Source organism: Pseudomonas sp. DW-iso17, assembly GCF_058725345.1.
Map to the genome: position 1 here is coordinate 63839 of NZ_JBZXEA010000014.1, position 15069 is coordinate 78907.

11 protein-coding genes and 4 tRNA genes are annotated in these 15069 nt (G+C 55.6%); all 15 read right to left on the bottom strand.

The window, feature by feature from the left end; translation table 11 throughout:
- Positions 1 to 207: 207 nt before the first annotated feature.
- A complete protein-coding gene (gene rpoC / locus AC4PS6_RS13005; protein WP_003194653.1) occupies positions 208 to 4407 on the bottom strand; it encodes a DNA-directed RNA polymerase subunit beta' in 4200 nt (1399 codons plus the stop codon).
- Between the two features lie 64 nt (positions 4408 to 4471).
- Positions 4472 to 8545, bottom strand: coding sequence for a DNA-directed RNA polymerase subunit beta (gene rpoB, locus AC4PS6_RS13010; protein WP_019819139.1), 4074 nt, complete (start codon positions 8543 to 8545; stop codon positions 4472 to 4474).
- Positions 8546 to 8764: 219 nt separating this feature from the next.
- The gene (gene rplL, locus AC4PS6_RS13015) at positions 8765 to 9130 is read right to left on the bottom strand and encodes a 50S ribosomal protein L7/L12 (protein WP_020302454.1); all 366 of its coding nucleotides are present in this window, start codon (positions 9128 to 9130) and stop codon (positions 8765 to 8767) included.
- Between the two features lie 78 nt (positions 9131 to 9208).
- A complete protein-coding gene (gene rplJ / locus AC4PS6_RS13020) occupies positions 9209 to 9709 on the bottom strand; it encodes a 50S ribosomal protein L10 (protein WP_003232405.1) in 501 nt (166 codons plus the stop codon).
- 199 nt (positions 9710 to 9908) lie between these two features.
- Positions 9909 to 10604, bottom strand: a complete 696-nt coding sequence (gene rplA, locus AC4PS6_RS13025; RefSeq protein ID WP_003176434.1) for a 50S ribosomal protein L1 — start codon at positions 10602 to 10604, stop codon at positions 9909 to 9911.
- The gene (rplK, locus tag AC4PS6_RS13030; protein ID WP_003176435.1) at positions 10604 to 11035 is read right to left on the bottom strand and encodes a 50S ribosomal protein L11; all 432 of its coding nucleotides are present in this window, start codon (positions 11033 to 11035) and stop codon (positions 10604 to 10606) included. The genes rplA and rplK overlap by 1 nt, the downstream gene beginning before the upstream one ends.
- A gap of 116 nt (positions 11036 to 11151) precedes the next feature.
- Positions 11152 to 11685, bottom strand: a complete 534-nt coding sequence (gene nusG, locus AC4PS6_RS13035; RefSeq protein WP_003176436.1) for a transcription termination/antitermination protein NusG — start codon at positions 11683 to 11685, stop codon at positions 11152 to 11154.
- A 9-nt stretch (positions 11686 to 11694) separates the two neighbouring features.
- On the bottom strand, positions 11695 to 12063 hold the full coding sequence (gene secE / locus AC4PS6_RS13040) for a preprotein translocase subunit SecE (protein WP_003194658.1): 369 nt from the start codon (positions 12061 to 12063) through the stop codon (positions 11695 to 11697).
- Positions 12064 to 12108: 45 nt separating this feature from the next.
- A tRNA-Trp gene (locus tag AC4PS6_RS13045) sits at positions 12109 to 12184 on the bottom strand.
- Between the two features lie 143 nt (positions 12185 to 12327).
- Positions 12328 to 12403: transfer RNA gene (locus tag AC4PS6_RS13050), tRNA-Thr, on the bottom strand.
- A gap of 26 nt (positions 12404 to 12429) precedes the next feature.
- Positions 12430 to 12503 (bottom strand) — tRNA-Gly (locus AC4PS6_RS13055).
- A gap of 24 nt (positions 12504 to 12527) precedes the next feature.
- Positions 12528 to 12612: transfer RNA gene (locus AC4PS6_RS13060), tRNA-Tyr, on the bottom strand.
- 142 nt (positions 12613 to 12754) lie between these two features.
- The gene (locus AC4PS6_RS13065; protein WP_020302455.1) at positions 12755 to 13201 is read right to left on the bottom strand and encodes a hypothetical protein; all 447 of its coding nucleotides are present in this window, start codon (positions 13199 to 13201) and stop codon (positions 12755 to 12757) included.
- A 7-nt stretch (positions 13202 to 13208) separates the two neighbouring features.
- Positions 13209 to 13958, bottom strand: coding sequence for a pantothenate kinase (locus AC4PS6_RS13070; protein WP_020302456.1), 750 nt, complete (start codon positions 13956 to 13958; stop codon positions 13209 to 13211).
- Positions 13948 to 14907: a bifunctional biotin--[acetyl-CoA-carboxylase] ligase/biotin operon repressor BirA gene (gene birA / locus AC4PS6_RS13075; RefSeq protein ID WP_014720157.1), complete on the bottom strand. Its 960-nt coding sequence runs from the start codon at positions 14905 to 14907 to the stop codon at positions 13948 to 13950. The genes AC4PS6_RS13070 and birA overlap by 11 nt, the downstream gene beginning before the upstream one ends.
- Positions 14908 to 15069: the final 162 nt, after the last annotated feature.

Genomic DNA, 15069 nt, shown 5'->3' on the forward strand with positions numbered 1-15069 from the left:
CCACTGTTGTCTTGCGACGCTATTGTCTTGCAAGAAAAGCAAAATGGCAGGAACGAATTCCCGCCAAATTTAGGGGTACAAGAGTCTAAAGAGGATCTTGTCCCCAGTCAAGGCAAGGCCCCGACCTCCCCTCGCGTCGAACCGGGGCAAAAATGCCTCGATCCGACGAACGGGAGTGCCAGGGCCCAGACTCATCTATCGCAGAACTCAGTTACCGCTTGAGTTCAGCGCTTCGGTCAGTGCAGCTTCCACTTCACTGGCGCTTACGCGCAGCGGCTTGTCAGCATCACGGCGACGCTTACGCTCGCTGTGGTAAGCCAAACCGGTACCTGCCGGGATCAGACGACCCACGACTACGTTTTCTTTCAGGCCGCGCAGGTAATCGCGCTTGCCGGTTACCGCTGCTTCGGTCAGTACGCGAGTGGTCTCCTGGAAGGAGGCCGCCGAGATGAACGACTCAGTGGACAACGACGCCTTGGTGATACCCAGCAGCACGCGAGTGAACTTGGAGACAAATTTCTCTTCGTTCGCCAGGCGCTCGTTTTCTACCAGTACGTGAGTCAGTTCCATCTGGTCGCCCTTGATGAAACTGGAATCGCCGGATTCAGCGATTTCAACTTTACGCAGCATCTGACGCAGGATGGTCTCGATGTGCTTGTCGTTGATCTTCACGCCTTGCAGACGGTAAACGTCCTGGATCTCGTTAACGATGTACTTGGCCAGCGCACTCACACCCAGCAGACGCAGGATGTCGTGTGGATCGCTCGGACCGTCGGAGATAACTTCGCCGCGGTTTACCTGTTCGCCTTCGAACACGTTCAGGTGACGCCACTTCGGAATCAGCTCTTCATACGGATCGCTACCGTCGTTCGGGGTAATGACCAGACGGCGCTTGCCCTTGGTCTCTTTACCGAACGCGATGGTGCCGCTGACTTCAGCCAGAATCGACGCTTCTTTCGGACGACGAGCTTCGAACAAGTCGGCAACACGCGGCAGACCACCGGTGATGTCACGGGTCTTCGAAGTTTCTTGCGGGATACGCGCGATAACATCACCGATCGCGATCTTCGCACCATCCGCTACACCGACCAGGGCGTTGGCTGGCAGGAAGTACTGAGCGATTACGTCAGTGCCTGGCAGCAACAGGTCCTTGCCGTTGTCGTCGACCATCTTCACGGCAGGACGGATGTCTTTGCCGGCAGCTGGACGATCTTTGGCGTCGAGTACTTCAATGTTGGTCATACCGGTCAATTCGTCAGTCTGACGCTTGATCGTGATGCCTTCTTCCATGCCCACGTAGGTCACGGTACCTTTCATTTCGGTAACGATTGGGTGAGTGTGCGGATCCCACTTGGCCACGATTGCGCCAGCGTCGACCTTGTCACCTTCTTTAACCGAAATCACAGCACCGTACGGCAGCTTGTAACGCTCACGCTCACGACCGTAGTCATCAGCGATTGCCAGCTCACCGGAACGGGACACAGCAACCAAGTGGCCATCCACTCGCTCAACGTGCTTGAGGTTGTGCAGACGGACGGTACCGCCATTCTTAACCTGAACACTGTCGGCTGCGGAGGTCCGGCTTGCCGCACCACCGATGTGGAACGTACGCATGGTCAGCTGGGTACCCGGCTCACCGATGGACTGGGCAGCGATAACGCCGACCGCTTCACCGATGTTCACCTGGTGACCACGAGCCAAGTCACGGCCGTAGCACTTGGCGCAGATGCCGTAGCGGGTTTCGCAGCTGATCGGCGAGCGAACGATCACTTCGTCGATGCTGTTGAGTTCGATGAACTCGACCCACTTCTCATCCACCAGGGTACCGGCAGGAACGATAACTTCCTCGGTGCCTGGCTTGAATACGTCACGGGCAATAACACGACCCAATACGCGCTCACCCAGCGGCTCTACAACGTCACCGCCTTCAATGTGCGGAGTCATCAGCAGGCCGTGCTCGGTGCCGCAATCGATCTCGGTTACAACCAGATCTTGTGCAACGTCTACCAGACGACGAGTCAGGTAACCGGAGTTAGCGGTTTTCAACGCGGTATCCGCAAGACCCTTACGAGCACCGTGAGTAGAGATGAAGTACTGGAGTACGCTCAAACCTTCACGGAAGTTCGCAGTGATCGGCGTTTCGATGATGGAACCGTCCGGCTTGGCCATCAGGCCACGCATACCGGCGAGCTGACGGATCTGCGCAGCAGAACCCCGTGCGCCCGAGTCGGCCATCATGTACATCGAGTTGAAGGACTCCTGGTCAACTTCGTCGCCGTGACGGTCGATGACTTTCTCTTTCGAGAGGTTGGCCATCATCGCCTTGGACACTTCGTCGTTGGCCTTGGACCAAAGGTCGATCACTTTGTTGTACTTCTCGCCCTGGGTTACCAGGCCGGAGGCGTACTGGCTCTCGATCTCTTTCACTTCGTCAGTGGCAGCACTGATGATGCGGGCTTTTTCATCCGGGATAACGAAGTCGTTAACGCCGATGGAAACGCCGGAGATAGTCGAGTAAGCGAAACCTGTGTACATCAACTGGTCAGCGAAGATAACGGTCTCTTTCAAACCAACCACGCGGTAGCACTGGTTGATCAGCTTGGAGATCGCCTTTTTCTTCATCGGCAGGTTGACGACGTCGTACGACAGACCTTTTGGAACAACCTGGTACAACAGCGCACGGCCGACAGTGGTGTCGACGATACGGGTGTTGCTCACGCTGCCGCCGTCACGGTCGTTGACGGTTTCGTGGATCCGCACCTTGACCTTGGCGTGCAGTGCGGCTTCGCCGGCACGGAACACACGGTCAACTTCTTGCAGGTCAGCGAACACACGACCTTCGCCTTTGGCGTTGATCGCTTCACGAGTCATGTAGTACAGACCCAATACAACGTCCTGCGACGGAACGATGATTGGCTCACCGTTGGCTGGCGACAGAATGTTGTTGGTCGACATCATCAACGCACGCGCTTCCAACTGGGCTTCCAGTGTCAGCGGTACGTGCACGGCCATTTGGTCGCCGTCGAAGTCGGCGTTGTACGCGGCACAGACCAGAGGGTGCAGCTGGATAGCCTTACCTTCGATCAGTACAGGTTCAAACGCCTGGATACCCAGACGGTGAAGGGTCGGTGCACGGTTGAGGAGAACCGGGTGTTCGCGAATCACTTCAGCGAGAACGTCCCAAACCTCTGGCAGTTCGCGCTCGACCATTTTCTTGGCCGCTTTGATGGTGGTCGCGAGACCGCGCATTTCCAGCTTGCCGAAGATGAACGGCTTGAACAGCTCGAGTGCCATCTTCTTGGGCAGACCGCACTGGTGCAGACGCAGGGTCGGGCCTACGGTAATTACCGAACGACCGGAGTAGTCAACACGCTTACCGAGCAAGTTCTGACGGAAACGACCTTGCTTACCCTTGATCATGTCAGCCAGGGATTTCAGAGGACGCTTGTTCGAACCGGTGATAGCGCGGCCACGACGACCGTTGTCGAGCAGGGCATCGACCGCTTCTTGCAACATACGCTTTTCGTTGCGCACGATGATGTCCGGAGCGGACAGATCAAGCAGGCGCTTCAAGCGGTTGTTACGGTTGATCACGCGGCGGTACAGGTCGTTGAGGTCGGACGTCGCGAAACGACCACCGTCCAACGGTACCAGCGGACGCAGGTCTGGCGGCAGAACCGGCAGAACGGTCAGCACCATCCACTCTGGCAAGTTGCCGGAACCCTGGAAGGCTTCCATCAACTTCAGACGCTTGGACAGCTTCTTGATCTTGGTTTCGGAGTTGGTTTGCGGAATCTCTTCACGCAGACGACCAATCTCGTGCTCCAGGTCGATAGCGTGCAGCAGTTCGCGGACAGCTTCGGCACCCATGCGGGCATCGAAATCGTCGCCGAACTCTTCCAGCGCTTCGAAGTACTGCTCGTCGTTCAGCAGCTGACCTTTTTCAAGGGTGGTCATGCCTGGATCGATAACGACATAGCTCTCGAAGTAGAGAACGCGTTCGATATCACGCAGGGTCATGTCCATCAGCAAGCCGATACGGGACGGCAGCGATTTCAGGAACCAGATGTGGGCAACCGGCGAAGCCAGTTCGATGTGCGCCATGCGCTCACGACGAACCTTGGCCAGCGCAACTTCAACGCCGCACTTCTCGCAGATCACACCACGGTGCTTCAAGCGCTTGTACTTACCGCACAGGCACTCGTAATCCTTTACCGGGCCAAAGATCTTGGCGCAGAACAGGCCGTCACGCTCAGGTTTGAACGTACGGTAGTTGATGGTTTCCGGCTTTTTAACTTCACCGAACGACCACGAACGGATCATCTCAGGCGATGCCAATCCAATACGGATGGCGTCGAACTCTTCGACTTGACCCTGGTTTTTCAGCAAATTCAGTAGGTCTTTCAAGGCCTTTCCTCCTGGCGGAGCAGAGAGCGGGCCAAACGGCCACGCTCTCGATTCGCGTCACGTGTTATTCGGTTTCCAGATCGATATCGATGCCGAGGGAACGAATTTCTTTGATCAACACGTTGAAGGACTCGGGCATGCCCGGCTCCATACGGTGATCGCCGTCCACGATGTTTTTGTACATCTTGGTACGACCGTTCACATCGTCCGACTTCACTGTGAGCATTTCTTGCAGAGTGTATGCAGCACCGTATGCTTCCAGTGCCCAGACCTCCATCTCCCCGAAACGCTGACCACCGAACTGAGCCTTACCACCCAGCGGCTGCTGGGTAACCAGGCTGTACGAACCGGTAGAACGAGCGTGCATCTTGTCGTCTACCAAGTGGTTCAGCTTCAGCATGTACATGTAGCCAACAGTAACCGGGCGCTCAAACTTGTTGCCGGTACGGCCGTCGAACAGCTGCATCTGGCCGCTTTCCGGCAGGTCTGCCAGTTTCAGCATGGCCTTGATTTCGCTTTCCTTGGCACCGTCGAACACCGGGGTAGCCATTGGAACGCCGCCGCGCAGGTTCTTCGCCAGATCCAGGATTTCCTGGTCGGAGAAGGTGTCCAGCTCTTCGTTGCGACCGCCGATCTCGTTGTAGATCTCGTGCAGGAACTTGCGCAGGTCTGCGACCTTGCGCTGCTCTTCGATCATACGGTTGATCTTCTCGCCCAGACCTTTGGCCGCGAGGCCCAGGTGGGTTTCAAGGATCTGACCAACGTTCATACGCGAAGGTACGCCCAACGGGTTAAGGACGACGTCGACCGGGGTGCCATTGGCATCGTGCGGCATGTCTTCAACCGGCATGATCACGGAGACCACACCTTTGTTACCGTGACGACCGGCCATCTTGTCGCCCGGTTGGATGCGGCGACGGATTGCCAGGTAAACCTTGACGATTTTCAGCACGCCTGGAGCCAGGTCATCGCCCTGCTGCAGTTTGCGCTTCTTGTCTTCGAACTTGTCGTCCAGCAGACGGCGGCGATCAACGATATAGGCCTGGGCCTTCTCGAGCTGCTCGTTCAGAGCGTCTTCAGCCATGCGCAGTTTGAACCACTGGCCGTGCTCAAGACCGTCGAGAATTTCGTCGGTGATGTCCTGACCTTTCTTCAGACCTGCGCCGCCTTCAGCCTTGTGGCCTACCAGAGCGGAACGCAGACGTTCGAAGGTCGCGCCTTCAACGATACGGAACTCTTCGTTCAGGTCCTTGCGGATCTCGTCGAGCTGGGTCTTCTCGATGGACAGTGCACGAGCATCACGCTCAACGCCGTCACGGGTGAAGACCTGTACGTCGATGACAGTACCCTTGGTACCGGTAGGTACACGCAGGGAAGTGTCTTTAACGTCGCTGGCTTTTTCACCGAAGATGGCACGCAGCAGCTTCTCTTCCGGCGTCAGTTGGGTCTCGCCTTTCGGAGTGACCTTACCGACCAGGATGTCGCCAGCGCCAACTTCAGCACCTACGTAAACGATACCGGCTTCGTCCAGCTTGTTCAGTGCAGCTTCACCCACGTTCGGGATGTCTGCAGTGATTTCCTCTGGCCCAAGCTTGGTATCACGTGCCACACAGGTCAGTTCCTGGATGTGGATCGTGGTGAAGCGGTCTTCTTGAACCACACGCTCGGACAGGCAGATGGAGTCTTCGAAGTTGAAGCCGTTCCATGCCATGAACGCGATGCGCATGTTCTGACCCAGAGCCAGCTCACCCATGTCGGTGGACGGGCCGTCGGCCATGATGTCGCTACGCTGAACGCGATCACCCTTGCTCACCAGCGGACGCTGGTTGATGCAGGTGTTCTGGTTCGAGCGGGTGTATTTGGTCAGGTTGTAGATGTCGACACCGGCTTCGCCAGTTTCTACTTCGTCATCGGCAACACGAACCACGATACGGCTGGCATCAACGGAGTCGATCACGCCGCCACGACGAGCCACGACGCAAACGCCGGAGTCACGGGCTACGTTGCGCTCCATGCCGGTACCTACCAGCGGCTTGTCAGCACGCAGGGTCGGTACAGCTTGACGCTGCATGTTGGAACCCATCAACGCACGGTTGGCGTCATCGTGTTCCAGGAACGGGATCAGCGACGCTGCAACCGACACTACCTGCTTCGGAGAAACGTCCATCAAGGTGACGTCTTCCGGCGCCTTGACGGTGAACTCGTTCAAGTGACGAACAGCTACCAGCTCGTCGATCAGGACTTTCTTGTCGTTCATCGTGGCCGAAGCCTGAGCGATCACGTGATCAGCTTCTTCGATGGCGGACAGGAACACGATCTCGTCGGTGACCAGAGCGTCTTTCACCACACGATACGGGCTTTCGAGGAAGCCGTACTGGTTGGTGCGCGCATAAGCGGCCAGGGAGTTGATCAGACCGATGTTCGGACCTTCCGGCGTTTCGATCGGGCAAACACGACCGTAGTGCGTCGGGTGTACGTCACGAACTTCAAAGCCTGCACGCTCACGGGTCAGACCGCCCGGGCCCAGTGCAGAAACACGGCGCTTGTGGGTGATCTCGGAGAGCGGGTTGTTCTGGTCCATGAACTGCGAAAGCTGGCTGGAACCGAAGAACTCTTTCACCGCCGCAGCCACTGGCTTGGCGTTGATCAGGTCTTGCGGCATCAGGCCTTCGCTTTCAGCCATCGACAGACGTTCTTTGACCGCACGCTCAACACGCACCAGGCCAACACGGAACTGGTTCTCGGCCATTTCGCCTACGCAGCGAACACGACGGTTACCCAAGTGGTCGATGTCATCGACGATGCCTTTGCCGTTACGGATGTCGACCAGGGTCTTCAGTACCGCAACGATGTCTTCCTTGCACAGCACGCCCGAACCTTCGATCTCGGTACGACCGATACGACGGTTGAACTTCATCCGGCCGACCGCAGACAGGTCATAGCGCTCAGGGCTGAAGAACAGGTTGTTGAACAGGGTTTCGGCAGCGTCTTTGGTTGGTGGCTCACCAGGACGCATCATGCGATAGATCTCGACCAGCGCTTCCAATTGGTTGCTGGTGGAGTCGATCTTCAGTGTGTCGGAGATGAACGGACCGCAGTCGATATCGTTGGTGTACAGGGTCTCGATGCGAACAACCTGGGCCTTGGCGATTTTGGCCAGGATCTCGGTGTTCAGCTCGGTGTTGCACTCAGCCAGGATTTCGCCTGTAGCCGGGTGAACGATGACCTTGGCGGTAGTGCGACCCAGAACGTAGTCCAGAGGCACTTCCAGCTCTTTGATACCGGCTTTTTCGATCTGGTTGATGTGGCGCGCAGTGATACGACGGCCAGCCTCAACGATGACCTTGCCTTTTTCATCCTGGATGTCCAGGACGGCAATTTCACCACGCAGACGCGAAGCGATCAGTTCCAGCTTGAGGGTTTCATCCTTCAGGCTGAATACGTTGGTGGTATAGAAAGCATCCAGCACTTGCTCAGTGGTGTAACCGAGCGCGCGCAGCAATACCGAGGCCGGCAGCTTGCGACGACGGTCGATACGCACGAACACGCAGTCTTTCGGGTCGAACTCGAAGTCCAACCACGAACCGCGGTACGGAATGATCCGCGCGGAGTACAGGAGTTTGCCGGAGCTGTGCGTCTTGCCGCGGTCGTGGTCGAAGAACACGCCCGGGGAACGGTGCAGCTGGGAAACGATTACACGCTCGGTACCGTTGATTACGAAGGTACCGTTTTCAGTCATCAGTGGGATTTCGCCCATGTAGACTTCTTGCTCTTTGATGTCCTTGATCGCTTTGTTCGACGATTCTTTGTCGAAAATGATCAGACGGACTTTTACCCGCAAAGGTACGGCGTACGTAACGCCACGCAACACGCATTCTTTGACATCAAATGCCGGTTCGCCCAGGCGATAACCGACGTACTCCAGCGCAGCATTGCCGGAGTAGCTGATGATCGGGAAAACGGATTTGAAGGCCGCATGCAGGCCCACGTCGCGGAACTGATCTTTGGTCGCTCCCGCCTGCAAGAATTCACGATACGAATCCAGCTGGATAGCCAGAAGGTACGGGACATCCATGACGTCCGGCAACTTGCTAAAGTCCTTGCGGATACGTTTTTTCTCAGTATATGAGTAAGCCATCAGCGTTCCCCAGCTTGGTCACCTGCTTGTTTGGCCCCTCCGACGGGAGCAGCCAGAAAATCTTGCAAACCCCATGGTTTGCACCACCGCTTCGGGTGGCTACAGCGCGTTAATGGCGGCGACCGAGTCGACAGCCAAGAACGGAAAAAGGCCGGTGGCAAGAGCCACCAGCCATCAGCCTTCAGCTTAACGCTTGGGCTGGAGACGCAAGGTCGATGCTTACTTCAGCTCGACTTTAGCGCCTGCTTCTTCCAGAGTAGCTTTGGCTTTGTCAGCTGCGTCTTTAGTAACAGCTTCCAGAACCATGGCAGGAGCGCCGTCAACTACAGCCTTGGCTTCTTTCAGGCCCAGACCGGTCAGTTCACGTACTGCCTTGATCACGTTTACTTTCTTCTCGCCAGCTTCGGTCAGCATGACGTTGAATTCGGTTTGCTCTTCAACAACGGCAGCAGCAGCAGCTGGACCGGCGGAAGCAGCGGCAGCGGAAACGCCGAATTTTTCTTCGAAAGCTTTGATCAGCTCAACAACCTGCAGAACCGACATTTCAGCTACGGCGTTGAGGATATCGTCTTGGGAGATAGACATTGCTGTATTTCCTGAATTGGGGGACGGCCTACGCGGCCATCGAAATAAACAAAAATACGCGAGAGAGGTTGCTCAGCCTTAGGCTGCGGCAGCTTCTTTTTGCTCGCGAACTGCAGCCAGAGTACGAGCCAGCTTGCTGGTAGCGCCTTGAATCACGCTCATCAGCTGCGAAATGGCTTCGTCGCGGGTCGGCAGTGTTGCCAGTACGTCGATTTGGTTAGCTGCGAGGAACTTGCCCTCGAACGCAGCTGCCTTGATCTCGAACTTATCCTGACTCTTGGCGAATTCCTTGAACAAACGGGCAGCAGCGCCTGGATGATCTTTAGAGAACGCGATCAGAGTCGGGCCAGTGAACACGTCGTTGAGAACACTGTATTCAGTGTCAGCAACGGCGCGCTTGAGCAGGGTGTTACGTACAACACGTACGTATACGCCAGCTTCACGAGCCTCTTTACGGAGTCCGGTCATAGCGCCTACTGTCACACCACGGGCATCAGCCACGACAGCGGACAGAGCAGCTTTGGCAGCCTCGTTGACTTCAGCGACGATGGCCTTCTTGTCTTCGAGATTAATTGCCACGGGTTTAACTCCTGCTTGTTACCGTTTCATCTGGCCTAGGCCTGATGTCGTTTTGGTGTCTGATTCGGTAAGGAACCGGGAGCACCATCTGCGTAGGCTTGTTGGTTTAAGACTTGCGTCGCCTACGGTCTTGGATAGCCCCCGCCAGGCAGGGACCCCAATCTTTCAATTGGCGCAATTACTTGCGCCAATTTATGTCTTATACGTCCAGCGAGCCTTGGTCGATGACCAGACCTGGGCCCATAGTGGTGCTCAGGGTAACGCGCTTGACGTAGATACCTTTCGAGGAAGCAGGCTTGATACGCTTCAGATCAGCGATCAGGGCTTCAACGTTTTCCTTCAGCTTGACGGCATCGAAGCCGACTTTGCCAACGGAGGTGTGAATGATGCCGTTTTTGTCGGTGCGATAACGAACCTGACCAGCCTTGGCGTTTTTAACCGCGGTAGCTACGTCTGGAGTTACGGTGCCGACTTTAGGGTTAGGCATCAGGCCACGTGGACCGAGGATCTGACCCAACTGACCTACAACACGCATTGCATCCGGGGAAGCAATAACGACGTCATAGTTCAGGTCGCCGCCTTTCATTTCGGCAGCCAGGTCGTCCATGCCAACGCGATCAGCACCAGCGGCCAGAGCAGCTTCAGCAGCTGGGCCTTGGGTGAAGACAGCAACACGTACAGTCTTGCCAGTGCCGTGTGGCAGCACAGTAGCGCTACGAACGACCTGGTCGGATTTACGTGGGTCAACACCCAGGTTCACAGCAACGTCAACAGACTCGCTGAACTTGACAGTCGACAGCTCGGTCAGCAGGGCAGCAGCGTCTACGAAGTTGTAAGACTTGCCTGCTTCAATTTTGCCGGCGATAGCCTTTTGGCGCTTGGTCAGCTTAGCCATTACACACCCTCCACGTTAAGGCCCATGCTACGAGCAGAACCGGCGATGGTACGCACGGCCGCATCCATATCAGCTGCAGTCAGATCCGCGTTTTTGGTTTTCGCGATTTCTTCCAGCTGAGCACGGGTTACGGTGCCAACCTTAACGGTGTTAGGACGAGCGGAACCGCTGGTCAGACCGGCAGCTTTCTTCAGCAAAACCGAAGCCGGGGTCGACTTGGTTTCGAAGGTGAAGCTACGGTCGCTGTATACAGTGATGATCACTGGAGTCGGCAGACCTGGCTCAAGACCCTGAGTACGGGCGTTGAAGGCCTTGCAGAATTCCATGATGTTCACGCCGTGCTGACCCAGAGCTGGACCGACGGGTGGGCTAGGGTTGGCCTGAGCGGCCTTCACTTGCAGCTTGATGTAAGCGGTAATCTTCTTGGCCATGAGGCACTCCAATTACGGGTTCAAACGCCTCGAAAGGCTCCCCGGTTACTTGCGCGTTTATCCCAGTGACGACAAAACCCCACAGCCTAGGCTGCGGGGTTGGGATGCTTGCCCAGCTAGACCTTTTCGACCTGGCTGAACTCCAACTCTACCGGGGTAGAGCGACCGAAAATGAGCACTGCCACTTGGATCCGGCTCTTTTCGTAGTTAACTTCTTCGACCGTACCGTTAAAATCAGCGAACGGACCGTCTGTAACGCGAACAACCTCACCCGGCTCGAACAATGTCTTCGGCTTGGGCTTGTCGCTACCATCAGCAACACGACGCAGAATTGCTTCCGCCTCTTTGTCGGTGATCGGAGCAGGCTTGTCGGCAGTACCGCCAATGAAGCCCATGACGCGAGGGGTATCCTTGACCAAGTGCCAAGTACCTTCGTTCATGTCCATTTGTACCAGCACGTAGCCAGGGAAGAACTTGCGTTCGCTTTTGCGCTTCTGCCCATTCCGCATTTCAACCACTTCTTCAGTGGGAACCAGAATTTCGCCGAAGCCATCTTCCATGCCTGCCAGCTTTACGCGCTCCAGCAAAGAGCGCATAACATGCTTCTCGTAACCCGAGTAAGCATGCACAACGTACCAACGCTTAGCCACGGGACACCCTTAGCCAACAATCAAGGAAACAAGCCAGCCGAGCAGGGAATCAAGCCCCCACAACAGCAACGCCATAACCAGAACAACAGCCACGACAATCAATGTGGTCTGAGTGGTTTCTTGGCGAGTCGGCCAAACGACTTTACGGATTTCGGTGCGAGCTTCCTTAACCAGTACCGCGAACGACTTGCCTTTGGCAGTCTGCAGGCCTACAAAGGCAGCTACAGCAGCGAGGGCAAGCAAAGCGAGTACACGGTACAGGATCGGCGAAGCAGAATAGTACTGATTGCCAACAACGCCTACGACCACCAAGGCGACTACAGCGAGCCACTTTACCAGATCGAAACGAGAGCTTTGAGCTTCAGCCTTAGGAGTCATCTATGAAGATCCTGTGAAAAGAAAGCCAGACACACCACGTGAATCTGGCAGGTCAGGAGGGAATCGAACCCCCAACCTACGGTTTTGGAGACCGTCGCTCTGCCAATTGAGCTACTGACCTAAAACAAAATCAGGCCGACCATTATGCAGGCCTGAAAAAGACTTTACAACAACCAACCCCACAAGACCTGAAACATCGAACAACATTCAAGCCGAGGCAGCTGTTAAAACAAAGGCAGATATTTTCATATCTGCCTTGTCATATGGAGCTCTTGAGCGGATTTGAACCGCTGACCTCACCCTTACCAAGGGTGTGCTCTACCAACTGAGCTACAAGAGCGAAACACCTTGCACAACCTGCAAACTTGGAGCGGGTAGCGGGAATCGAACCCGCATCATCAGCTTGGAAGGCTGAGGTTCTACCACTAAACTATACCCGCGGAGCTTGCAGCTCACGCTAAAAATGGTGGAGGGGGAAGGATTCGAACCTTCGAAGTCGTAGACGTCAGATTTACAGTCTGATCCCTTTGGCCGCTCGGGAACCCCTCCTAAGCGAGCCGGCATTTTACATCACGCCGACCTTCTGTCAAGCATTTTCTCATTTAAATTATGAGGTTAGCTGCATTGACGGTCGCTTTGCACTGTAGCCCTTAAAGGTCTTCACTGCGAAGCGGGCGCCATTCTATGCAAACTATTCGAGAGTTGCAATGCCTTCACACAGCATTATTTTATGTTTTAACTCATTGAATTCATTAGCAAGGCTTTCAAAGGGCAGATCGTCAGCCAGGCGACGGCTCTCAGGGGCTACACGCAACCAATAACCCGAGGCGTCCGGCGCATTCAGCAACTGTACCTTGACCTTGATATCCAGGCTGGTGAGCCTCTGCTCGAGAGAGGAGGCTTGGCGTCGATCAGTGAACCCACCGATGTACAAGCAGGTATTCTGCGCCTCTGCCGGCCTCGCTCGATCACGCCGCGCCACCGCATCTGCCGACTCACTCAGGAGGCGAATATCTTGTTGTGTCCCCCGATGGAGACTCAAGGGCGTGACATCCTTGGCCCGCAATGGCGCCTCTTGCTGATGCCAGACGTAATAGAAAACATTGAGGACCAGTAAAAGTAAAAACAGCCAGCGCATAATCACCTCAAGACAAAGGACACGCCATTGCCAAACCAACAAACACCAGATCCGGGACCAGCCGAGCCTGAGGCGCAGCATCCCTCACCAGGTCAGCATCGCCGCCAGTGAGGAAGACCGTGAAATCCTCTCCCCAATAGCCTCGCGCCAACTCGAGCTGGGTCAGCACAAACCCTCTAAGCATGAGCGTACACCCACGCTCGACGGCCTCTACGGTCGTACGACCAGGAGAGAGACGTTCCACAGCCCGCTCAGCGGCCGCGTCGTCATAGCGTATCTTGCGGGTATGGGTTCGCAGTTGATTACGCATAAGCGGCATACCCGGGCAAATAAACCCACCCAGGTGCCCACCGTCCGGACCAATAAAATCTGCTGTCGCCGCTGTACCAAAGTCGAGTACCAGGCATGCACCTGACGCCAACTTGAACGCGCCTAGCATGGCCAGCCATCGATCCATCCCCAGGCGCTGGAAGTCTTCGTAGCCGTTGCGCACTCCGCCCATTTTTTGAGCAGAGGTTGCACAGGAAACAGCAACGCCAAATGCCGCTACCAAGGCAGCTATCAGCTTATCGGTCTCCTCAAGCGCGCGAACACTCACTAACCGACAACGCGTGAGCAATAGACCAGGCAAAGCCACCAAACTATCGATCAGCGCGATATCTGAACCTGCGATACCTTCCGCGCGAACAGTTGCCTCACTCAACTCAAGAACACGCCATTTGATAAAGCTATTTCCACAGTCGAGCTCAAGAATCATCACGCAACCTCAGGCTTAACTCACCACCGCTGTATATTTTCTCAACGCCACCGACATCCAAACGCAAGGCGCCCTGACGATCCACGCCCAGCACAACCCCATCAATCTGATTGACGCCCGCGATAAGCGACACGGACTTCCCCTGCCACGCGTGATGCTGCTCCCATTCGTCTTGCAACCCTGCAAAACCCGCAGCCTTGTGTCGATCTAGGTAGGCTTGGAGTTGCAAACCCAGTCGCGCCACCAGGTGATTGCGATCAACTGAAAAGCCCGTCTCAAGCTGCATCGAGGTCCACTGCTGATCAACATCAGCTGCCCTCTGCATATTCACATTGATACCTATCCCTAGCACAACGTGACAGATATCCGCGGGATCTCCCACCAGCTCAAGCAAGATGCCTGAGATTTTCTTGTGCCCAACCAAGACGTCGTTTGGCCACTTCAAAGCCGCGCCCTGCACACCCGACTCACGCAGAGCCTGCAGGACTGCCAGTCCTACCACCAGACTCAACCCTTCCAGTTGCCGCAGACCACCCTCAATACGCAATACAAGGCTGTAGTAAACGTTTTGCGCAAATGGGCTGACCCATTTACGGCCTCTGCGCCCCCTACCAGCCGTCTGCTGCTCCGCTAGCACAACAAAAGGTGCCGCACTACCCGCATCGACAAGACGTAAAGCCTCGGCATTAGTGGAGTCAATGGAATCGAAAATATGAACGGGCCAAGATAGGGAAGTCGCCTCCCGAGAAACCTCCTGCGCATTCAAAAATACCAATGGCGCAGCCAATCTATACCCACGACCCCGAACCTTATGGATAGGAAGATTCAATTCTGCCTCAAGATGCTGAAGCTGCTTCCACACGGCACTGCGACTAACGCCCAGGGCGGCGCCAAGCGCTTCTCCAGAATGGAACTGACCATCTTTCAGAAGTTTCAACAACGTCAGCATGCACATATCGCCTCAGAATGAGGCACGCATGATAGCCATGCGCAGGGTCATTGCATAGAAAGGGTGGATATCAGTATTGATCGACGCCCCACAAGATTTTCGAGCGTCCAAAACAAAACCCCAACTGCTTTCGCAATTGGGGTTTCGGAATTTAATCTTGAC

Excerpts from the sequence above, each read along its gene's own strand:
- rpoB (WP_019819139.1), bottom strand. The coding sequence starts at position 8,545 with ATGGCTTACTCATATACTGAGAAAAAACGTATCCGCAAGGACTTTAGC.
- rplL (WP_020302454.1), bottom strand. The coding sequence starts at position 9,130 with ATGTCTATCTCCCAAGACGATATCCTCAACGCCGTAGCTGAAATGTCG.
- rplA (WP_003176434.1), bottom strand. The coding sequence starts at position 10,604 with ATGGCTAAGCTGACCAAGCGCCAAAAGGCTATCGCCGGCAAAATTGAA.
- rplK (WP_003176435.1), bottom strand. The coding sequence starts at position 11,035 with ATGGCCAAGAAGATTACCGCTTACATCAAGCTGCAAGTGAAGGCCGCT.
- secE (WP_003194658.1), bottom strand. The coding sequence starts at position 12,063 with ATGACTCCTAAGGCTGAAGCTCAAAGCTCTCGTTTCGATCTGGTAAAG.
- AC4PS6_RS13065 (WP_020302455.1), bottom strand. The coding sequence starts at position 13,201 with ATGCGCTGGCTGTTTTTACTTTTACTGGTCCTCAATGTTTTCTATTAC.
- AC4PS6_RS13070 (WP_020302456.1), bottom strand. The coding sequence starts at position 13,958 with ATGATTCTTGAGCTCGACTGTGGAAATAGCTTTATCAAATGGCGTGTT.
- birA (WP_014720157.1), bottom strand. The coding sequence starts at position 14,907 with ATGCTGACGTTGTTGAAACTTCTGAAAGATGGTCAGTTCCATTCTGGA.